The organism is Nocardia sp. NPDC004123, from assembly GCF_053603795.1.
Map to the genome: position 1 here is coordinate 1 of NZ_JBSGGG010000024.1, position 20364 is coordinate 20364.

At 69.7% G+C, this 20364-nt stretch carries 22 protein-coding genes; 10 read left to right on the forward strand and 12 right to left on the reverse strand.

All coding sequences use genetic code 11. The annotated features are described in order from the left end of the window. Positions 1–103 precede the first annotated feature (103 nt). The 5 genes from mshC to ACWEQQ_RS31095 form a co-directional block, all read right to left on the reverse strand. Positions 104–1342 carry a cysteine--1-D-myo-inosityl 2-amino-2-deoxy-alpha-D-glucopyranoside ligase gene (gene mshC, locus ACWEQQ_RS31075; RefSeq protein WP_452350737.1) on the reverse strand — a complete coding sequence of 413 codons (1239 nt, stop codon included), beginning with the start codon at positions 1340–1342 and terminating at the stop codon, positions 104–106. 158 nt (positions 1343–1500) lie between these two features. Beyond that, positions 1501–2298, reverse strand: a complete 798-nt coding sequence (locus tag ACWEQQ_RS31080; RefSeq protein ID WP_452350738.1) for an SCO1664 family protein — start codon at positions 2296–2298, stop codon at positions 1501–1503. Then, on the reverse strand, positions 2282–2866 hold the full coding sequence (locus ACWEQQ_RS31085; protein ID WP_452339970.1) for a DUF3090 domain-containing protein: 585 nt from the start codon (positions 2864–2866) through the stop codon (positions 2282–2284). The genes ACWEQQ_RS31080 and ACWEQQ_RS31085 overlap by 17 nt, the downstream gene beginning before the upstream one ends. A gap of 26 nt (positions 2867–2892) precedes the next feature. Next, complete coding sequence (locus ACWEQQ_RS31090) at positions 2893–3627, reverse strand: histidine phosphatase family protein (protein WP_364610307.1); 735 nt, start codon at positions 3625–3627, stop codon at positions 2893–2895. 16 nt (positions 3628–3643) lie between these two features. Then, a complete protein-coding gene (locus ACWEQQ_RS31095) occupies positions 3644–4741 on the reverse strand; it encodes an undecaprenyl-diphosphate phosphatase (RefSeq protein ID WP_452350739.1) in 1098 nt (365 codons plus the stop codon). 127 nt (positions 4742–4868) lie between these two features. On the opposite strand from ACWEQQ_RS31095, the gene ACWEQQ_RS31100 reads away from it, so the two are divergent. From ACWEQQ_RS31100 to ACWEQQ_RS31115, 4 genes are all read left to right on the forward strand, one after another. Continuing rightward, on the forward strand, positions 4869–5828 hold the full coding sequence (locus tag ACWEQQ_RS31100; protein WP_354832450.1) for an aldo/keto reductase: 960 nt from the start codon (positions 4869–4871) through the stop codon (positions 5826–5828). A 20-nt stretch (positions 5829–5848) separates the two neighbouring features. Further along, positions 5849–6886 (forward strand): heme/hemin ABC transporter substrate-binding protein, encoded by a 1038-nt coding sequence (locus ACWEQQ_RS31105; RefSeq protein ID WP_452350740.1) that lies wholly within the window; start codon positions 5849–5851, stop codon positions 6884–6886. Positions 6887–7212: 326 nt separating this feature from the next. Continuing rightward, on the forward strand, positions 7213–8232 hold the full coding sequence (locus ACWEQQ_RS31110; protein WP_379446321.1) for a FecCD family ABC transporter permease: 1020 nt from the start codon (positions 7213–7215) through the stop codon (positions 8230–8232). Beyond that, the gene (locus ACWEQQ_RS31115) at positions 8229–9071 is read left to right on the forward strand and encodes a heme ABC transporter ATP-binding protein (RefSeq protein WP_452350741.1); all 843 of its coding nucleotides are present in this window, start codon (positions 8229–8231) and stop codon (positions 9069–9071) included. The genes ACWEQQ_RS31110 and ACWEQQ_RS31115 overlap by 4 nt, the downstream gene beginning before the upstream one ends. Positions 9072–9131: 60 nt before the next feature. Here the strand turns inward: ACWEQQ_RS31115 and ACWEQQ_RS31120 are convergent, their stop codons facing one another. The 4 genes from ACWEQQ_RS31120 to ACWEQQ_RS31135 all read right to left on the reverse strand — a co-directional run bounded on the left by ACWEQQ_RS31120 (position 9132) and on the right by ACWEQQ_RS31135 (position 12600). Further along, positions 9132–9482: a YrdB family protein gene (locus ACWEQQ_RS31120; protein WP_452350742.1), complete on the reverse strand. Its 351-nt coding sequence runs from the start codon at positions 9480–9482 to the stop codon at positions 9132–9134. After that, the gene (locus ACWEQQ_RS31125; RefSeq protein ID WP_452350743.1) at positions 9479–11581 is read right to left on the reverse strand and encodes an MMPL family transporter; all 2103 of its coding nucleotides are present in this window, start codon (positions 11579–11581) and stop codon (positions 9479–9481) included. Before ACWEQQ_RS31125 ends, ACWEQQ_RS31120 begins: the two co-directional genes overlap by 4 nt. Further along, positions 11581–12117 carry a hypothetical protein gene (locus ACWEQQ_RS31130; RefSeq protein ID WP_452350744.1) on the reverse strand — a complete coding sequence of 179 codons (537 nt, stop codon included), beginning with the start codon at positions 12115–12117 and terminating at the stop codon, positions 11581–11583. Before ACWEQQ_RS31130 ends, ACWEQQ_RS31125 begins: the two co-directional genes overlap by 1 nt. A 105-nt stretch (positions 12118–12222) precedes the next feature. Continuing rightward, positions 12223–12600 carry a hypothetical protein gene (locus tag ACWEQQ_RS31135; RefSeq protein ID WP_452339977.1) on the reverse strand — a complete coding sequence of 126 codons (378 nt, stop codon included), beginning with the start codon at positions 12598–12600 and terminating at the stop codon, positions 12223–12225. Positions 12601–12796: 196 nt separating this feature from the next. Between ACWEQQ_RS31135 and ACWEQQ_RS31140 the strand changes: the two genes are divergently transcribed. The 3 genes from ACWEQQ_RS31140 to ACWEQQ_RS31150 are packed head-to-tail and all read left to right on the forward strand — an operon-like array spanning position 12797 to position 15186. Continuing rightward, positions 12797–13822, forward strand: coding sequence for a hypothetical protein (locus tag ACWEQQ_RS31140; RefSeq protein WP_452350745.1), 1026 nt, complete (start codon positions 12797–12799; stop codon positions 13820–13822). After that, positions 13822–14088 (forward strand): DUF5703 family protein, encoded by a 267-nt coding sequence (locus tag ACWEQQ_RS31145; protein ID WP_040857817.1) that lies wholly within the window; start codon positions 13822–13824, stop codon positions 14086–14088. Before ACWEQQ_RS31140 ends, ACWEQQ_RS31145 begins: the two co-directional genes overlap by 1 nt. 18 nt (positions 14089–14106) lie before the next feature. Further along, positions 14107–15186 (forward strand): quinone-dependent dihydroorotate dehydrogenase, encoded by a 1080-nt coding sequence (locus ACWEQQ_RS31150; RefSeq protein ID WP_452350853.1) that lies wholly within the window; start codon positions 14107–14109, stop codon positions 15184–15186. 94 nt (positions 15187–15280) lie between these two features. Here the strand turns inward: ACWEQQ_RS31150 and ACWEQQ_RS31155 are convergent, their stop codons facing one another. The 3 genes from ACWEQQ_RS31155 to ACWEQQ_RS31165 form a co-directional block, all read right to left on the reverse strand. Then, positions 15281–15694, reverse strand: a complete 414-nt coding sequence (locus ACWEQQ_RS31155; RefSeq protein ID WP_452350746.1) for a hypothetical protein — start codon at positions 15692–15694, stop codon at positions 15281–15283. Between the two features lie 250 nt (positions 15695–15944). Beyond that, positions 15945–16229, reverse strand: a complete 285-nt coding sequence (locus ACWEQQ_RS31160; RefSeq protein ID WP_379380806.1) for a hypothetical protein — start codon at positions 16227–16229, stop codon at positions 15945–15947. Continuing rightward, complete coding sequence (locus tag ACWEQQ_RS31165; RefSeq protein WP_452350747.1) at positions 16226–16519, reverse strand: hypothetical protein; 294 nt, start codon at positions 16517–16519, stop codon at positions 16226–16228. Before ACWEQQ_RS31165 ends, ACWEQQ_RS31160 begins: the two co-directional genes overlap by 4 nt. 442 nt (positions 16520–16961) lie before the next feature. Here ACWEQQ_RS31165 and ACWEQQ_RS31170 point away from each other — a divergent pair, with 442 nt between their 5' ends. From ACWEQQ_RS31170 to ACWEQQ_RS31180, 3 genes are all read left to right on the forward strand, one after another. Next, positions 16962–18491: a carbohydrate kinase family protein gene (locus ACWEQQ_RS31170; RefSeq protein WP_452350748.1), complete on the forward strand. Its 1530-nt coding sequence runs from the start codon at positions 16962–16964 to the stop codon at positions 18489–18491. 119 nt (positions 18492–18610) lie between these two features. Further along, positions 18611–19456, forward strand: coding sequence for a GTP cyclohydrolase II (locus ACWEQQ_RS31175; RefSeq protein ID WP_452350749.1), 846 nt, complete (start codon positions 18611–18613; stop codon positions 19454–19456). Between the two features lie 77 nt (positions 19457–19533). After that, positions 19534–20202, forward strand: coding sequence for a GTP cyclohydrolase (locus ACWEQQ_RS31180; RefSeq protein ID WP_452350750.1), 669 nt, complete (start codon positions 19534–19536; stop codon positions 20200–20202). The last annotated feature ends 162 nt before the right edge of the window (positions 20203–20364 follow it).

The following is a 20364-nucleotide window of genomic DNA, read 5'->3' on the forward strand; positions in this document are numbered from 1 at the left end:
GCGTGGCAAGGCGCGCGGCGAGCAGGAAGGCACCGATCGCGATCACCAGGATCGTGGTTCCGTTGATCCGGGCTCGCGCGTTCGACTCACGCTCTCGGGCGGCTCAGAGCGCGACACCCAGCAGGGCGTCGACGGTGTCCTTGATCAGGCCCGGCGCCGCGGTATCGGGTCCGCCGTAGGCCAGCGCCTGCTGCGCCCATGCGTCGATCGCCGCGATCGCCTTCGGCGTGTCCAGATCGTCGGCCAGATGCCGCCGCACCCGCGCCACCGTGTCACCGGCCTCGGGACCCGACTGCAGCGCCACCGCCGCGCGCCACCGCTCCAGCCGCGAAAGCGCCTCGGCCAGTACCGCATCCGACCACTCCCGGTCGGCGCGATAGTGGCCCGCGAACAGCCCCAGCCGGATCGCGGCCGGGTCGGTGCCCGCGCGGCGCAGCTTCGACACGAACACCAGATTGCCGCGCGACTTCGACATCTTCTCGCCGTCGAGCCCGATCAGGCCCGCATGCACGTAGTGGCGGGCGAAACGGCGTCCCTTCACCAGCGCCTCGGCGTGCGCGGCCGAATACTCGTGGTGCGGATAGATCAGATCGCTGCCGCCGCCCTGCACATCGAACTCGGTGCCGATGCGGTTGAGCGCGATCGCCGCACACTCGATGTGCCAGCCGGGACGGCCCGCCCCGAACGGCGCCGGCCACGACGGCTCACCCGGCCGCTCCGCGCGCCACAGCAGCGCGTCGATCGGATCCCTTTTGCCCGGCCGCTGCGGATCCCCGCCGCGCTCGGCGAACAGTCGATCCATCGTCGCCCGGTCGTAGCCGGACTCGTACCCGAACTGCTCGGTCGCGTCGTGGCGGAAGTAGATGTCGGCGTACTCCGGATCGTCGACCACATACGCCGCACCCGAGGCGAGCAGTTTGTCGACCAGCTCCACCACCTCCTGCACCGACTCGATCGCGCCGATGTAGTCGCGCGGCGGGATCACCCGCAAAGCGGCCATGTCCTCACGGAACAGGTTGATCTCCCGGGTGCCGAGCTCGCGCCAGTCGATGCCGTCGCGCTGCGCGCGCTCGAACAGCGGATCGTCGACATCGGTGGTGTTCTGCACGTAGTGCACCTCGTGCCCGCCGTCGCGCCACAACCGGTTGACCAGGTCGAAGGTCAGATAGGTGGCCGCGTGCCCGAGATGGGTCGCGTCATAGGGGGTGATGCCGCACACGTACATCGTCGCGGTGGCGCCGGGGGTCACCGGGCGCACCTGCTTGTCGGCGGTGTCGAACAACCGCAACGCCGGTCCGGATCCGGGAACGGTCGGGACAGCGATATCGGACCAGGACTGCATGAATCGAGGTTAACGGTGTGATCGCGCCCCATTCCCGCCGCCCCCGCACCGGTGTGCCGCGCGACACCCACCCGCCCTGGCCGACCAGCACCCTAGTCGCGGGCGCGAGGGTGTCAAGAGTTGCAATCACGAGGAGGCGAACGTCGCCGCCGACCGGGTCAGAACGCGGGCCAGGGAATCGGGCGCTGACTCACCGGCATCGGCATCACCGGCTCCTCCAGCAGGGCCCGCCCGCGCGCCTCGAGCGCCTCGATCTCGGCGTCGGTGAGGAACTCCGCCAGCCGCTCACCCAGCTCACCGGGCAGCGCCTTGACGAAAACCGTAATGTCGGTGAGCAATTCGTCACCGATCGGCTCACCGGCCCAGCCCCACAGCACCGTGCGCAACTTCGGGTCGCGGTGCAGGCAGATGCCGTGATCGACACCGTAGACCCGCCCGTCGAGCCCGACCAGGGCATGCCCGCCCTTGCGGTCGGCATTGTTGAGCAGCACATCCAGCACCGCCATCCGATGCAGCCGCGGATCATCGGCGTGCACCAGCGACACCGGATGCCCGCCCGGATCCAGCGCCCGCAACACCTCCCGATACCCCTCGGGCACCGCATCCACCGGGCACAGATCCACCAGATCCGGGCCCGGGGCATCCTCGGCGGTCTCGATCCAGCGCTGCACCATGCCCGGCCCGAAAGGACCCTCCCGCAACACGGTCTCCGGGATCATGCCCCAGCCGATCGCCTCCGACACCAGATACGAGGCCACCTCCCGCCCGGCCAGCGTGCCGTCGGGGAAATCCCACAGCGGCCGCTCCCCGCGCACCGGCTTGTACACCACCCGCAGCCCCGCGCCGTCGGTCTCGCAGACCAGCGTGACATTGCTGGCGGTGGTGACCTGCCCGATCACCGTCAGCTCGGCGGTGCGCAGCCCGTCCTCGCTCACGCCGTCATTCCTCGAGTTCATTGGCGCCGAAGATGTCGCCGCGCTTGTAGCCGTTGGTGCGCACGCACATGTGCCCCTTGGACGACAGCGGTTCCCCGCACAGCGGGCACGGCGGGCGTCCGGCGGCGATCACGCGCGCCGTGCGCAGCGCGAACTCGCGCGCCTGCACCGGGGTCAGGAACACCCGCACCGCGTCGGGACCCTCCTCGGTGTCGTCGAGCACCACCGATTCGTCCACCTCGGTCTCGGTGATCGCCAGCAGCTCCACCACCACCGCGCCCGCGTCGGCGTCCCAGCCCAAACCCATGGTGCCGACCCGGAATTCGGCATCGATCGGGGTGATCAACGGCGCGGTGTCGGCCACATCGGCGGCCTGCGGCGGCACGGCGGTGCCGAAGCGTCGTTGTACCTCGTCCAGCAGCAGACCCATCCGATCGGCCAGCACCTTCACCTGCTGCTTCTCCAGCAGCACGCTGATCACCCGCGGGTCCTGCACGGCTTGCAGGTAGAACGCGCGGTCGCCCGGCTCGCCGACGGTGCCGGCGACGAAACGATCGGGGGTGCGGAAGATATGGATTGCTCGGCCCATTGCACCTCCATTCGGTTCACTCACACTTATGAATCGGGGCGTTCCGCTACCCCATTATCCGTACTGATGGTGGTACCCGTTTCCCCGCCGGGAACCGGCCCCGAGTGCGATTCGCCGCCGGTTCGCGGTGAAATCGCCGCCAACGCGGACAGGTCCGTCCCGGTGTCGTTGACCCGCCACACGTACGGGGCGGTCGGGGTGTAGCGGATGACGCTGATCGACGCCGGCTCCACCACGATGCGCTGGAACCCGTCGAGGTGAATGCCGAACGCGTCGGCCAGCACCGATTTGATGACGTCGCCGTGCGTGCACGCAATCCACAACACATCGCTACCATGCCGGGCCGCGAACTGCCGATCCCGTTCGCGGACAGCGGACACGGCCCGAAACTGCACCTGTGCCAAGGACTCTCCGGAGGGGAAGGTCGCCGCCGAGGCGTGGCGCTGCACCACCTTCCACAATGGCTCGCTCATCAGGTCCGCCAGGGCCTTGCCGGTCCAGTCGCCGTAGTCGACCTCGAGCAGGCGTTCGTCGGGTTCGGGTTCGAGTCCGAGTTTGTCGGCCAGGGGGGCGACGGTGCGCTGGCAGCGCAGCAGCGGTGAGCACACGATGTGTTCGATGGGCAGTGATCCCAGCCGCTCCATCAGGCTCTGCGCCTGTTCGCGTCCGCGGTCGGTCAGATCGACGCCCGCACTGCGGCCGGCCAGGGTGCGAGCGGTATTCGACGTGGACACGCCGTGCCGCAACAGGATCACCGTCACCGGGACAGCCTACTGGCTACGTCGCCGGCACGACGCCGGTCGTCAGCAGCACCAGCACCGTCAACCCCAGCAGGATGCGGTAACCGACGAACCAGTCCAGCGAGTGCCGCGCCACGAACTTCAGCAGCCACGCCACCGAGGCATACCCGACCGCGAAGGACACGATGGTCGCCACCAGCAGCTGCGGGCCCGACGCATTGAGGCCCTCACCAGCGGGTTCGAACGCGTCGGGGAGACTGAACAGGCCCGAGGCCAGCACCGCCGGGATCGCCAGCAGGAACGAGAACCGCACCGACGCCTCCCGGGTCAGCCCACAGAACAGGCCCGCCGACGAGGTCGCGCCCGAACGCGACACGCCCGGAATGAGGGCCAGGCACTGCGCCAGCCCCATGATCAGGCCGTCGCGGGTGGTCAGCAGCTCGATCGGGCGGCGCCGGCGACCGTAGGCCTTGCCCGAGTAGTACTCCGCGGCCGCGATCACCAGGGCGAACACGATCAGCATGATCGACACCAGCCACAGATTCCGTGCGCCGGTACGGATCTGGTCCTTCAGCAGCAGACCCAGCACCCCGATCGGGACGGTGGCGATGATCACATACCAGCCGATCCGATAGTCCAGTTCGCGCTGCACGTCGGGATCGGGGCCGAAGGAGAAGCGCCCGTCCTCGGTCAGCACCGGCAGCCGGGTGGTCGCACGCTCGGACACCGGCACCGAAACCCGTTGCGGCGCGGCCACCTTCGACCACATCGTGGTGCACCAGGCGACCAGGATGCGCCAGATGTCCTTGGTGAAGTACACCAGCACCGCCGCCTCGGTGCCCAGCTGGGTGACCGCGGTGAACGAGGCGCCCGCATCGTCACCGAAGAACACCGCCGAGGTGATCCGCAGATGCGCCGAGGAGGAGATCGGCAGAAACTCCGTCAGCCCCTGCACCAGGCCCAGCACCAGCGCCTGCACCCACGTCATCGACTCGCCCACACACCCTCCAGTCCCGAATCGTCGGCTCCCGGTGCGGATTTCGGCGCCACAGCGCGCCCGAACCGCCACCGCCCCGGCGCATCCGCGCCGCAACACCGCAGCGACCCTACCGGGCGGGTGTCCGAATTCGGACATGCATGCGCGAAATGGGCGGAGTTGCCCGGTACGGACATCGACCCGCCGCGCTCGCCGCGGGCCGTAGCCCGGCAGATGCGACAGGTGGGCCTAGGCTGACGCGTGTGACGAAAGTGCAAGCGCGGTGATGGAACAACGGACGGTCGGCCGCAGCGGACTGCGGGTCTCGAGGCTCGGGCTGGCCACCCACACCTGGGGCAGGGAAACCGACGCCGAGGACGCGGCCGCCCAGCTGATGGCGTTCGTCGAAGCCGGCGGCACCCTGGTCGACACCTCCCCCGCCTACGGGGACGGCGCCGCGCAACACATTCTCGGCGAACTGCTCTCCGAGATCGGCCGCGAGGACCTCGTGCTGTCCGGAAGTGCCGGATACACACCGATACTCAGCGATGCCGCCGCCGAAGCGCCCGCCGCCGTGCGCTGGACCGTCGACGCCTCCCGGCGCACCATGCGGCGCCAGCTCGACCACACCCTGCGCCAGCTCGGCACCGACCACCTCGACCTGTGGACCGTCGCCGCCTGGGACCCGCACACCCCCCTCGAGGAGATCGCCGACACCCTGTCGTGGGCGGTGCGCTCGGGGCGGGTGCGCTACGCGGGCGCGCGCGGCTACGACGGCTGGCAGCTGGCCACCCTGGCGGCCGCGGCGCCCATCACCGCCGCGACCACCCAGTACTCGCTGCTCGCGCGCGGGGTGGAGCACGAATTCGTGCCCGCCGCACAGCATCACGGCATCGGCCTGATCGCCACCGCGCCACTGGCCGGGGGCATCCTCACCGGCAAATACCGCGACGGCGTGCCCGCCGACTCGCGCGGCGCCGACGAGGCCACCGCCGCCGAGATCACCGCGCACCTCGACGATCGCGCGGTGCGGGTGGTGGACGCGGTGGTCACCGCCGCCGACGGGCTGGGCACCTCACCGCTGGCGGTGGCGCTGGCCTGGATCCGCGATCAGCCCGCGGTGGCGACGATGCTGGTCGGGGCGCGGGATATCGGGCAGCTCACCGGGATTCTGGCCGCCGAAACCCTCGAGCTGCCGCGTGCCATCACCGCGGCACTCGGAGACGTGAGCGCACGCACAGAATGAGCAAGGCTAACCTTACCTGCATGAGGTGTCTCGTGAATGCCCGCTCGGCCGCACGCCCGCTGCTGATCATGCTGCTCGGCATCGGCCTGGTCGCGGGCGTCACCGCCTGCAGCGGCGGCACCTCCGGCAGCGGCGGCACCCACGGCCCGGTGACCGCCAGCGTCGGCGACCTGAACCCGGTGGCGATCGGACCCGAACCCACCCCGGTGCTGCCCGCGACCGTGAAGTCCTTCGACGGCAGCGACGTCACCGTCACCGACACCAGCCGCATCATCGCCGCCGACCGCTACGGCACCCTCGCCCAGACCGTCGTCGCGCTCGGCCTCCGGTCAAAACTGGTCGGCCGCTCCAACTCTGCGGCGTTCCCTGCCGTCGAGGACCTGCCCACCGTCTCCAGCGGCTCGGGCACCCTGAGCGTGGAATCGGTTGCGGCACTGCGGCCCACGGTATTCCTCACCGACACCACCGCCGTCACCCCAGCCCTGCGCGAGCAGCTCAAGGCCCTCGGCATCACCGTGGTCTACTTCGACCCGCAGCGCACCATGGACGGCGTCGTCCCCCAGATCCAGGCCGTCGCCGCCGCCCTCGGCGTCCCCGACGCCGGCAAGGCCCTGGCCCAGCGCACCCGCGACGAGATCTCCGCGGCCACCGCCTCGGTGCCACACCAGAATTCGAAGCCCAAGATCGCGTTCCTGTACCTGCGCAGCACCGCCATCACCATGATCGCCGGACCCGGCTCGGGCGCCGACTCGCTGATCACCGCCCTCGGCGGCATCGACGCCGGCACCGCCTCTGGCATCACCCAGGACTTCCTGCCCATCACCAGCGAAGCCATGATCGCCGCCGCCCCGGACGTCTTCCTGCTCATGAGCGACGGCCTGGCCTCCGTCGGCGGCATCGACGGTCTGGAGAAGATCCCCGGCGTCGCCCAGACCCCCGCCGGACGTGACCGCCGCGTCGTCGACATGTCCGACGCCGTCCTGCTGTCCTTCGGCCCCGACACCGGCCGCGTCCTGGCCGCCCTCGTCAAGGCCGTCTACGGCACGAGCAACGCATGACCGACCCCCGGACCCCGCAACCCGATTCGGCCGGCCCGCCCGGCGCTGCCGCCACACCGGACGGCGACGGGACCGACCCGGCCGCCGACCGCGCGGCGAACCGGCCCAGTGCACAGGAGCCGATCTCGCCCCCGGGCGAGCGCGACGAGGCCGAGCGGGCGATGGCCGAGCGGGCGAACCCGGCTGCCGCCGTGGAGTCCGGCAGCCCGGCCACCGGTCGCGGGGCAGTCGAGGTCGCCGATTCGGAGAGGGAATCGGTTGCCGCACACCGTTTGCCGGCGAGCGTGGACCCGGCTCCGGCCGGTCGGCGCCGCCGGCCGCGCACCATGCTGATCTTCGCCGCGGGCCTGGCCGGGCTGGTGGTGCTGGCCCTGATCTCCGCGGCCATTGGGCAGGTGCCGACCAGCCCCGCCGAGGTCGCGGGCAGCGTGTTCCACCGCATCGGGCTCGACTGGGGGCCGCTGCCCCACCATCCCGCCGGCTACGTGACGTTGTGGGAGGTACGGTTCCCGCGCGTCGTGCTCGCGGTGCTCGTGGGCGCCGCCTTGGCCACCGCGGGCGCGCTGCTGCAGGGCGTGTTCGCCAACCCGCTCGCCGAACCCGGCGTCATCGGCGTGTCCGCAGGCGCGGCCGTCGGGGCGGGTGCGGTCATCGTGGTCGGCGGCGCGTTCACCGCAGCCTGGTCGGTGGCGGCGGGCGCGTTCGTCGCCGGGCTGGGCACCACCCTGCTGGTGTATCTGCTCTCGCGCTCGGGCGGGCGCACCGAGGTGGTGACCTTGATTCTCACCGGCGTCGCCATCAACGCCTTCGCCGGTGGTGTCATCTCGTTCCTGCTGTTCAAGGCATCCCCGGCGGCCCGCGATCAGCTGGTGTTCTGGCAGATGGGCAGTCTCAACGGCGCCAGCTGGCAGGCGGTCAACGTGGTGTGGCCGCTGACCCTGCTGGGCATCGCGGCCGCGATCTGGATGGCCCCGCGTCTGGACCTGCTCGCCCTCGGTGAATCCGCGGCCCGCCACCTCGGGGTCGACGTGGAACGGTTGCGGCGCAACATCATCGTCGTTGTCGCGGTGCTCGCCACCGCCGGCGTCGCGTTCACCGGCATCATCCTGTTCGTCGGATTGATCGTGCCGCACCTGGTGCGCATGCTCGTCGGGCCCGGACACCGGGTGCTGATTCCGCTGTCGGCGATCCTCGGCGCGGCGGTGCTCGTCGCCGCCGACATCGGCGCCCGTGCCCTGGTCCACAACGCGGACCTGCCGCTGGGCATGATCACCTCGCTGGTCGGCGGGCCGTTCTTCTTCTGGCTGCTGCGCCGCACCCGCGCACGATCGGGAGGCTGGGCATGAGCGGCCTGCGCGAGCTGGCAACGATTCTCGGACGTGCCCCCGCACTGCCGGAGACACCCGAACCGGGCGCGGTCACCTTGCGCGCCCGCAACGTCAGTGCCAAGCGCGGCGACCGCACGGTCCTCGAGGGCATCGACTTCCCGGTGATCGCCGGGCAGATCGTGGCGCTGGTCGGACCCAACGGCGCCGGGAAGTCCACACTGCTGGCCGCCCTTGCCGGGGAACTCGAACTCTCCGGCGGCAGTGTCGAACTCGACGGGCACGCCCTGACCCACTGGACCCATCTGGACATGGCGCGCCGCCGCGCGGTGCTGCCGCAATCGCACACCGTCGGATTCCCGTTCCGCGCACGCGAAGTGGTGGCCATGGGACGCTCCCCGTGGGCACGTACCGGCCGCCAGGACCACGACGACGAGGCGATCGCCGCCGCTATGGCCGCCACCGACGTCGAACGCTTCGCCGAGCGCCCCTTCCCGGCCCTGTCCGGCGGCGAACGCGCCCGCGTCGCCCTGGCCCGGGTACTGGCCCAGGACACCGCGACCCTGCTGCTCGACGAGCCCACCGCCGCACTCGATCTCGGCCACCAGGAGCAGGTGCTGCACCTGGCGCGCGAGCGTGCCGCCGCGGGCGCGGCCGTCGTGGTCGTGCTGCACGATCTCGGTGTCGCCGCCGCCTACGCCGACCGGGTCGCGGTCCTGGAAGCCGGGCGCATCGCCGCCGACGGCCCGCCCCGCCAGATCCTCACCCCGGAACTGCTCTCCCGCGTCTACCAGCACCCGGTCGACGTCTTCGACCACCCGGTGACCGGCGCGCAACTGGTGCTGCCCGTCCGCGGCTGATTCGCCGCAACCCGTGCGGGCCAGGCGCATTCGCCCCGGCTCGCACGGCGGCAGCACTGATCAGAGCTGCTGCTGACCCCACAGCAGCCGCAGCGCGCCGTTGCCCAGCCACACCGCGAACATCACCACACCCGCGACCGGAGTCCAGGCCAGGCCCAGCAGCACCGCCGCCGCGCCGAACCACACGACCTCCAAAACGACACGCCGCCAACCGGTTTGCGGGAACCGGGGATCCTTGGCCGCACCGAACAGCGCCCACACCACGATGAACACCGCCGGGGCCGCCAGCCCCAGCAGCACCCGCACCGCGATCGGGGCCGACACGGTGAACCCCCACCACGCGGCCGCACCCAGCACCAACAGTTCCAGCAGGAACATCACCAACAGGTTCGCGCCTTTGAGCACGCTCATCGCCAGACCAACTTCAATACCGCAGGAGTCAACAGCATGCGGATCACGGTGGCGTCCAACACCAGTGCCGCGATCATGCCGTAGGCAATGTATTTCATCAGCACCAGATCCGAGAACCCGAACGCCCCGGTCACCACGATCAGGATCGCCGCGGCCGAGGTGATCACACCGCCGGTGTGGGCGATGCCGTAGCGGATCGCCTCGGGCGCCTCGGCGCCCGCCGCGCGCGCCTCGGCCATCCGCGACTGCAGGAACACCTCGTAGTCGGTCGACAGGCCGAACAGCACCGTCACGATCAGCACCAGCACCGCGAACATGAGCGGGCCCGGCGTGAAGTCGAACAGGCTCGCGCCGTGGCCCTGCACGAAGATCCAGGTCAGCACGCCCAGGGTGGCGCCGAGGCTCAGCGCGCTCATCACCACCGCCTTGATCGCCAGCACCAGCGACCGGAACGCCGCGTACATCAACGCGATCGCCGCCACGACCAGGATCGCCGCCAGCAGCGGCAGCCCCTTGATCAATCCCTGGATCGAATCCCGTTCCAGCGCGGGCACACCCGCGACCATCACGTGCACCCCGTCCGGTTGCGGGATCGAGCGCAGCGCCGCGATCACGCTGTCGGCGTCGCGTTTGTCGCGCAGCCCGCTGGCCAGCACCGTCACCTGATCCTTGGTCGGCGCGGCCGGATCGAACGGCCCCGTCATCTCCGGGCCGACCATCTGATTGGCGGCGTAGCGGATATCCGAGAGCTGCTGCGGATTCGCGCCCACCACCACCAGCTTCAACGGCTCGGTGCGGAACTGCGGGAACATGCGGTCGAAGTCCTGCTGCGCCACCCGCGCCGGATTGTCCGAGGCCAGATACCGCTCGCTCAGCCCCCCGAACTCGATACTGCGGAACGGCAGGATCAGCACCAGCAGCATCAGCACCACCGGCACGATCACCCGCCACGGCTTGCGCATCGCGAAAAGCGCCAGCCGCGAGAAGAATCCGGCATCGATCTGCTCGGCGGTGCGCACACTGGCCAGTCCGTGCCATCCCCACAGATCGATGCGCCGCCCCACGATCGACAACACCGCCGGCAGCGCCGTCACCGACAGCACCGCCGCCAGCAGCACCGAGGAGATACCGCCCAGCGGCACCGACCGCAGCACACCATTGGGGTAGATGAACAACGCGCCCAGGCTCACCGCGATGATCGCCGCCGAGAACAACACCGTCCGCCCGGCCGTCGCCACCGTCCGCGCGGCCGCCTCCTCGACACTGCGGCCCGCCGCCAGCTCCTCCCGGAACCGGGTCACCGCGAACAGCCCGTAGTCGATCGCCAGCCCCAGGCTCACCAGCGTGACCACCGCCGAGGCGAACACGTTGACCTGCAGATGATTCGTCAGCAGCCGCATGATGCCCTGGCTGCCCAGGATCGTCATGCCGCCGATCAGCACCGGCAGCAGCGCCCCCACCACCCCGCCGAACACGAAATACAGCAGGATCGCCACCAGCGGCAGCGCGATCAGCTCCGCCCGGTGGATGTCGTCCTGCATGCCGGTATTGATGCCCTCCACCACCGGCTGCAGTCCGGCCAGCTGCACCGTCGTCCCGCCGGGCCCGGAACCGGTTGCGCCCGCGTGGAATTCGCTCTTGATGGCCAGATAGTTGTTCACCGTGTCGGTGCCGCCGGCCCCGCGCAGCCCGATGCTGGCGAAGGCGTGCGTGCGCGAGGCGTCGGCGAACTGCCCCATCAGCGCGCCGTCCCAATACGAGTCGATCTTCAGGATCCGATCGGGATGCTCGGTGCGCAGCCGGGTCAACTCCGCCGCCACCGCCGACCGCACCGGCTCGTCGTCGACGGTCAGCCCGGGCGGGGCGGTGTAGATGGCGATCAGATCCGCGTCCGTGTCGCGCCCGAAGGTGGCATCGGCCAGCTTCGACGCCGCCACCGACTGACTGGACTCGTCGAACCAGCCCTCCTGGGTGAGGTGATCACCCAGGTCCCGCCCATAGCACCCCGACGCCAGCACGACCAGACCGAACACGGCGAACACCACGAACCGGAAACGGTGGATCAGCCGCCCCCACCGCAGGGATCCGGCCTCGAGCATCAGCCGCAGGCCGCGGTCTTGTAGTCGGCCGAACGCAAGATGCCGCACAGGTCGGTGCGCGAGATCTTCCAGTGCCCGTCCCTGTACACGAAATGCACCACCGTGGTGCGCACATCGGTGCCGGTGCCGTCCTTGTCCAGGCTCAGCGTCGCGGTCAGGGTGCCGTCGTGGTTGTCGAACACCGGATCCTTGACCCCGTACACCGCGCGCGGATGATCGGCCAGCGCCTTGTACATGTCCGGGATCGCGTCCTTGAACGCCTGCCCGTCCTCGATCAGCGCGGTCCGGTCACTGTCGGGCAGATTCGGATCCAGCGCGCTCTTGATCTGCGCGTCCAGCTCCTGCGCGGTCGGGATGGCCGGCTTGTTGGCGCTGCTCTGCGCGGCCGCGGCCGCCGAGGACGAACTCAGTGCCGCGTACGCCGAGGACCGTGCCTGGGCCACCTTGGACTCGTCGTCGCCCCCGCCGCACGCGGCGATCGACGCGCCGAGCACGGTCAACAGGAGCGCGGCGGCGGCCGGTCGTCGAAGTCGCATCAACATCCTCGTCAGCTCGAACTGCGGTTGTGTGCCGTTAGTTTGTCACGCGCCGCGTCCGAGGGTGATTCCTGTGTCACAGACACCCGGTTCCGTGCGAGCGGCTCACATGCCGTCGATGACCGCGCTGAGCCGGCCCAGCAGTGCCCGCACCGTGACGGCCTCCCGCAGCTGCGCGGCCGGTACCGGCGTGGCCTGCGGAATCAGATCGCGCACCAGCGCCACCACGCTGCGCTCGTCGTCGAGATCGATATCGGTCACCGGCGCCAGCGCCACCGCTTCGACGTCCTCGGGGCCGGGCACGGCGGTGGCCAGCCCGAGCCGGTAGATCTCGAGGGTGAGGGTCGCACGGTGGGTGCGGAAGGCGAACGACCGCCCGTCCGCGGTGACCCCGAACCCGTGCGCGTAACGACCCACCGTCACGTCTTCGACGGTGAAGCCCGGAGTGCGGTCGGCTACCAACAGATCTCCCTGATACAGCACGCTTTTGCCTTCCACGGTAACCGCACCGGCCGACAGCGCCACCGAAAGCCCATGTCACATCATGCAAATCGGCCCGGGAGGCGCGCGGCACACCGCCGCGAAGACCCCCGCTTGTCGGGTGTGGTGACGGATCATGGTCAGATAAGAGAGCACGCATGATTTCGTCGGTCAGTTCGGTCAGTAAGGAGTTCGCTGCATGCGCCGTCGCGGCTGGATCGGTTCAGCCCTCGCGGGTGTGACCGTGGTGACCCTGCTGGCGGGCTGTTCCTCCCAGGAGAACAACGCCGACAACGCCACTCGCGACCCGGCCACCCCCGCCGCCGCGCCCGCGGCCACCGCGGCCCCCGCCGGGGAGGTGACCCCCAGCACCCCGATCTCGCTGCTGGTCTCCGAACCGGCCACCGGAATCCTGGCCGCCGCGACCACCGCCGGCGACAAACCCGTGCTGCGGCTCACCGACACCGCCACGCCCGGCAACCACCGGACCACCGATGTCCCGCTGCCCGGCAAGGCCGCCACGCTGGCCCTCGGCAAGCCCGGCGAGATCCTCGTCGCGGTGCCCGGCAGGATCCTCCGCATCGACGCCGCCTCGGCCAAGGTCACCGAGATCGCGATAGACGGCGACGTGCACGCGGTGGCGCTGCGCCCCGACGGCTCGCTGGTGGCGGGCCTGGCCAACGGCAAGGTGCTGCTGCTGGACGCGGACGGCACTGTGCGCCACACCATTTCGGGCCTGTCCTCCGCCGATGCCGTCGAGGCCGGCGACGGCGCGGTGGTCGTGCTCGATCGCCGCCAGACCGCCATCGTCCAACTCGACGGCTCCAGCAAGCTCGGGCTGTCGCTGCGCGCGGGCGACGGGGCGTCGAACATGATCGGCGACCACTTCGGCCGCCGCCTCGTCACCGACACCGCCGGGCAGGAACTGCTGGTCTACACCGCCGATCCCTTGGTCCTGCACCAGCGTTTCCCGGTAGGCTCTTCGCCCTACGCACTCGCCTACGATCAGCGGTCCGAGACCGTGTGGGTGACGCTGACAGGCAGCAACGAAGTCGTCGGCTACGACCTGTCGACGGGTATACCGGTAGAGGTGGGGCGCTACCCGACGGTGCGCCAGCCCAACGCGGTGACCATCGACGGCCGCACCGGTGACATGTTCGTGGGATCCGCGACCGGTGACGGTCTGCAACGGATCGGCGCGGACCAGCGGAAGAGAGGGCAGTGATGGCTCGGGCCTCACGATCGGCGCATCAATCGCGCACATTGCCGGAGGGCTGGGAGGAATCCAGCGACGAATGGGAATACGTGCCCCTGCGGCTGCCGCCCGGCATCAGCAGGGTCACCGCCTCCATGCGACTGTCCATCCACGCCGAATACGGTGGCTGGGAGTTGTCGCGGGTGCGGGCCTACACCGACGGCAGCCGTCGCGTGTTGCTGCGCCGCCGCAAGACGACCCCCCTGCTATCCCCGACACCCGAGGCGGTGATGTAACCCCCCATGTACGAGCGCCTGTACAGCCTGTTGCTGAAGGTGATGTTCCTGCTGCCGCCGGAACGCATCCACCATCTGGCCTTCGCCGCCATGCGGCTCGCGACCCGCTTCGCCCCGGGCCGCGCGCTGACCGGCAGGCTGCTGGTGGCCGACGATCCGATCCTGCGCACCCGCGTGTTCGGCGTGGACTTCCCCGCGCCGCTGGGTCTGGCCGCCGGCTTCGACAAGAACGCCGACGGCGTCGACGCGTGGGGCCCGCTCGGTTTCGGCTACGCCGAGATCGGCACCGTCACCGCCCAGGCACAACCAGGCAACCCGGCCCCCCGGCTGTTCCGCCTGCCCGCGGACCGGGCGCTCATCAACCGCATGGGCTTCAACAACTTCGGCGCGGCCGCCGCCGCCGAACACCTGGCCCACCGCCTGCCCGGCGGCGTCCCCATCGGCGCCAACATCGGCAAGACCAAGATCGTCGAACCCGAGGACGCCGCGGGCGATTACGCCATCTCCGCCGGACTGCTGGGCCCGCTGGCCGACTTCATGGTCGTCAACGTCAGCTCCCCCAACACCCCCGGCCTGCGCGACCTGCAGGCGGTGACCTCGCTGCGCCCGATCCTGCAGGCGGTCCTCGACACCGTCTCGGTCCCCGTCCTGGTCAAGATCGCCCCCGACCTGTCCGACGAGGACATCGACGCCGTCGCCGACCTCGCCGTCGAACTCGGCCTGGCCGGCATCGTCGCCACCAACACCACCATCCGCCGCGACGGCCTGGCCACCCCCGCCGCCGACGTGGAACCGATCGGCGCAGGCGGCCTCTCGGGCGCCCCCGTCGCCGACCGCTCCCTCGAAGTGCTGCGCCGCCTCTACAGCCGAGTGGGCGGCGAACTCACCCTCATCTCCGTCGGCGGCATCGAAACCGCCGACCAGGCCTGGGAACGCATCCTCGCCGGCGCCTCCCTCCTCCAGGGCTACACCGGCTTCATCTACGGCGGCCCGTTGTGGGCCAAGCACATCCACCGCGGCCTCGCCGCCAAACTCCGCGCCCACGGCTACACCACCCTGGCCGACGCGGTCGGCGCCGAACACAAAACCCGCGCCTGACAACCGATCCCGGCCACTGACCTCGCAGGGGCGGCGGCCCTACGCCTCATAGGGACCGATCGGGTGCGGCGAATCGTCGTGCGGGCCAGGTCGGTCAGGCCCACAGGTGGCGGGAGCGGGCGCCTGTCGTCGAAGGACGGTGGGCGGTGGCTGCCCATCCTGCGACGATCGATTCGGGTCGTTCGTCCTCCTCGTCGGTCTCTCGGGGAGTGTCCTGGCGGTACATCCGTGCGGCCAGGCGTTGCGCGAGCAGGAGTACCGCGCGTTCGACGCCGATGCCGACTCGGGTGGCCAGGTCGGCGGCGCACAGGTGGGCGGCTTCGTCGTAGACGACGGCCGGATCGGACAGGATTTCGTCCAATTCCATTCCGGCGCGGGCCTGTTCGTGGGTGAGCCGGTGGGTCGGAAGCCAGCTCAGGCGCCAGACCGCTTCGCTGCCCCGGTGCTCGCGGATCGCATACTCGGGGCTGATGGTGCTGGTCATGGCGGTCGTGGTGATGTCGATCATGGGGCCCTCCCTCGGCCGTGCACGCCCGCGGCAGGATCGCTGCCCGTTCGCGCTGTGGTGCGCTCGGTCGCGGTCGACGTCCCGCGCCGGGCTGTCTGCTCCCTCATCGAATGCTGGTCGGTCGCAACGTCATCGAGTCTCCTGCTCCCGCCCTGAATGTCGGCTGTGCCAACTCCTTTCCCCGTTGTCGACCCACGGGCGGTACCGCGGTCGAAGATCGTCACGACCCCGTTTCCGGCGTCGCCTCTGCTCATGCCGACCGCCGGCGCAGCAGAAACATCGCCTGCTCCACCGGAATCCCCAGTTCGCCCGCGCTGGCGATCAGGCGGCCCTGGACGATTTCGTCCCGCGGATACGGATCGACGGCGACGATTTCGGCCAGGACCATGGCCGCCAGCGCCTGGGCGCGGGTCAGCAGCCGATCCGGCAGCCAGCTGCACCGCCACGCCAAGGTCCACCTGTCGGCGACCCGCACGGCGTTCTCTCCGGTGACGTCGCTGGTCATCGTCCAGTCGTCGGTAGCGTAGATGGTCACGAGTCCCCCCGTTCCTGCCGGCGCCTGCGCAGGATGTCGCAGGCTGCTTCGATATCGATGTCGAGTTCGGCGGCGATGCTCTGCACGCGCTGCCACACCGTGCCGGAGCCGACGAGCGGGGTGCACAGGATTTCGGTGAGTTCCATTGCCGCCAGCGCTTGTTCGCGAGTCAGCAACGGCCGAGACCGCCAGCTGAGCTCCCATGCCGGTTCCGGGCAGTCCGGGCGTCGCTGCGCCCATTCGAAGACTGCGATGCTGCTGGTGATCGAGTTGACACTGGGATAGATCACGGTGGCCCCCGGGGCGGAAAGGGTGTCGCCCTCGCGCGGCCGCTGGATGCCGGTACCGGCCGACCCTCGAAAGGCGACCGGCCGGTGGGCCGTCGCCTGCGAATGATGGTGTCGGCCAGCGCGATTGGCGACAGGGATGGATGGTGTCGGTCGCGGCGCGGACGGATTCCGTCCTAGCCCACCGCGACATCGATGTCCTGCTCCGCATCGCACTCGCTGGTCGCCCCGCGTCTGTGCCGGCGGATGTGTCGAATCAGTAGAAGCACTCCGGACACCGGACCTCCCGAACCTGCCTGGTGGGCACGGTACTTCGCCACCATCAGTATGGCATTTGCCCGGGCTCTGTGGTTTTTGCCGCTCGTACCCGGCATTTGCCGCTGCGACAACCGAATTGACGTTTTGGCTGTTCACTAAACATGTTCGGCGGTATTCTTGGGGTCTGATGGCCACCGACAACATTCCTCACGGCCCCGGAGCCGCCATCGTGGCGCCGGACAACGCTGTCTTCGCGGTCGTCGCGGTACTGAAGAGCCTGCGCACGCGGGCGGGCCTGCGCTCCGGGCGGATCCAGAAGACTCAGGTCGACACCCGGAGTCTGCTGCGGCTCAGCGTGGTTCGTCGCTACGCTCACCTGGGTGGAACCACCTCCGAGGGTGCGCTGACCGAGGCGCTTCGGCACGCGGCATGCAAACTGGACAGCACCGACCGATTGATCGTCGACGCCGAGCTGTGCCTGGGGTTGTTCGGTGATGCCAATCGGCCGCAGGGCATCGATCTCGCCAAGTTGTACGGCGAGAAACTCATGGACCGCCGCCGCTATCTCACCCTGCACTGGCGCCGGCTGCACGAGGCGGTAGGTGCGACAGCCATTCCCGCCGCGCCGAGCGTCCGCACCATCCGCGATGCCCCGGAGGAGAAGGCGTTCACCGCGCTGGCGACGCTGCTGACCTCGGAATCCGATCCCGAAGCGGCGGAACGGCAAACGGTGACGATCATCGGTGACGCGGTCATGGACATGGCCGTCGAAACGGACCACTTCCCCGCGCCGGGCATCGATATGTGGGGAGACTTCCGGCGGCGCCCGGGCGGGAAGGGGCTCACGCGAGCGGTCGCGCTCTCCCGCCTCGGGCTCGACACCCGCCTGCTCACCGCGATCGGTCAGGACAGCGAAGGCGCCGAGATTCTGGAATACCTCGCCCAGGAGGGCGTCGATACGAGTCTGATCAAGGTCGTGCCGGGCGCCAGCACCCCGGTGACGGTCGTGATCACACCGCAGGACGGCGCGGACTACACGAACATCGCGGCCAAGGCCGGTCGTACCCAGCTCGCCTCCGCGGACCTCGAGGTCGCGTCCAATCTGCAGGCGATCACCGACGTCACCGCGGTCGTCCTGACCTTCGAGCAGTCGGTGGCGGTCATCGAGCGGGCCCTGGAGGCGGTCAGCGCGCAGAACAACGCTGTCGATGCGGCGAGCTCGCCCTGGCTGATCGTGAACGCGACTCCCAAGCGCCCACTCACGCACGCGATGAGTGTCAATCTGTCCGCGATCGACTATCTGGTGGGTTCACCCGAGGAACTCGCGGCACTGCGGCCCGACGAGCCGCCGGAGACCGTCGCGGCCTGGTTGCTGAAGCGTGGTGTGGGTGCGGTCGTCGTCATCGAGCGATCGCGATGCACCATCCACCACCCGGGCGCACGGACCGTGGAGGTGTCGCGCTTCGACAACCCCATGCCGGGTGTCACCGGTGCGGCCTCGGCCTTCTCCGCCGCTTTGACCTATCGGCTGGTCACTCATGACCGCTGCGCGGAAACCGCCGATTTCGTCTGGGCAACAGCGGCAATGGCGGACCTCATCCGGCGCGCCGCGCAAGTGCCGGCCGGTCGTCCCGCCCCGGCCGCCATGCCGTCCGCGGACGCCATCGACGCCATCGTCGCAGGTAGACCGGACGCCGACGCGTCGACACCGGAATGATCCCGCGTGAAACAGGGCGCGGTTCCCGCGCCCGATATACGATCGCTCGCGGCTCGTCGTGTGCCCGTGATTCGTGATCGCCTCACCACTGTGCATCCCATCCCCGACCGGAGGATCGCTTGACGACAGCGAACGTGCAGTCGCTGCATGATGAGACCGAGCATGTCTTCACCCGCTACGGCCGCAGCATCACCGTGCGGGTGATTCCGCTCGATTCCGACGAAAGTCTCGGTCACGCGCTGGTTTTCGGTCGAATCGAACCGGACTGTCTGGTTCGTATTCACTCGCGTTGCCTATACGGCGACGCTCTGCATTCCGACGACTGCGATTGCGGCCCCGAGCTCGACCTGGCCATGGACATGATCCAGGCCGAGGGCCGAGGGGTGCTGCTCTACCTCGAACAGGAGGGCCGCGGAGCGGGCCTGGTCGGCAAGGCTCGCGGATATTCGCTGAGTCAGCGCGAGCAGCTGAACACGTTCGCCAGCTATGCGCGGCTCGGGCTGTCCCCGGACTCGCGCACCTACACCGCCGCCGCGAAGATGCTGCTGAATCTGGGACTGGCCTCGGTGCGCTTGCTGACCAACAATCCCGACAAGGTCGAGCAATTGCGTGCCGTCGGCGTGAAGGTGCAGCCGGTGCCGCTGCTCATCCTGCCCCGCAATCCGTGGGTGTATCAGTACCTTCAGGCCAAGCGCGAATACCGCGGGCACAAGCTGCCCCAGGGCTGGGGCGTCCTCCGTACTCTGCGCGCATTGTCGAACGCGGCGTTCGCCACGGCGTTCGGCGCCACCTGCGCGGCCGTGGCCGGTGTTGTCGGGCACGGCACCGGCGTCGAGTGGATCGTCCCGGTGGTGGCGGCCGCGGCGGCCATCGCCGGACTGGCGGTGGGCTGCTGGGCTCCCCAGCGCACCCGGCTGCTGCGTGCCCGGGCCCGCCTGATGCGGAGTCGCCTCTCCGGGTTCTGAGCTCTTCGGACAACTCATGTCCTGAAATCGACCGCTCGGCCATAATTGCCAGAGGCAGGGCGGCAGGTGGACCAGGCGTGAAAGAGCTTCAGGCAACCGCACATTCGTTGCTCCGGAAGGGGCGTGAGTTGCGGGTGCGGGTGAAGGAAGTGCACGACGAAACCGGTGTCGGGCACATGCTGATCTTCGGGGAGCCGGCGGATGACTGCCTGGTACGCATCCATTCCCGGTGTCTCTACGGCGATGTGCTCGGCTCCCAGGACTGTGACTGCGGACCCGAGCTCGAGCTGGCCATGGACCTCATCCAGGGCGAGGGCGGGCAGGGTGTGCTCATCTATCTCGAGCAGGAGGGCCGCGGCGCGGGCCTCGAGGTCAAGGCGATGGGATTGCATCTCGGCGAGGAGACCGGGGCCGATACCTTCGATGCCTATCGCCGCCTGGGGCATCCCGACGATTCCCGCACCTACGACCATGCCGCGTACGCGCTGGCCGCGCTGGGCCTGCGGTCGGTGCGCCTGATGACCAACAACCCGGACAAGGTTGGCGCGGTGCGCGATGCGGGGCTGATCGTGACGGCGGTGCCGCTCGAGACCGAGCCGCGCAGTCCGCAGGCGGCGCTGTACATGGCGGCGAAAGCCGAACGGCGCAGCGCTTATCCGGGGCGGCATGCCGGCATCGGGCGGGACCCGGTGGCCGGACAGCGGGGGCGCAGCTTCGATTCCGCCGCCCGCCACCAGGATCGGTAATTTCGGCCACCGACGTGGCCGTGTAGCCCACGACACAACGGTGATGATCTGGTTACGATGAGTGAGCCGCGCCACAGACGGCGCGTGGCCATCGCGTGATCGGGTTGGTCGTTCTCTCGGACGTCGGGGTTCGCGCAGGTGGGTGCGCATGTGGCGGGCGAA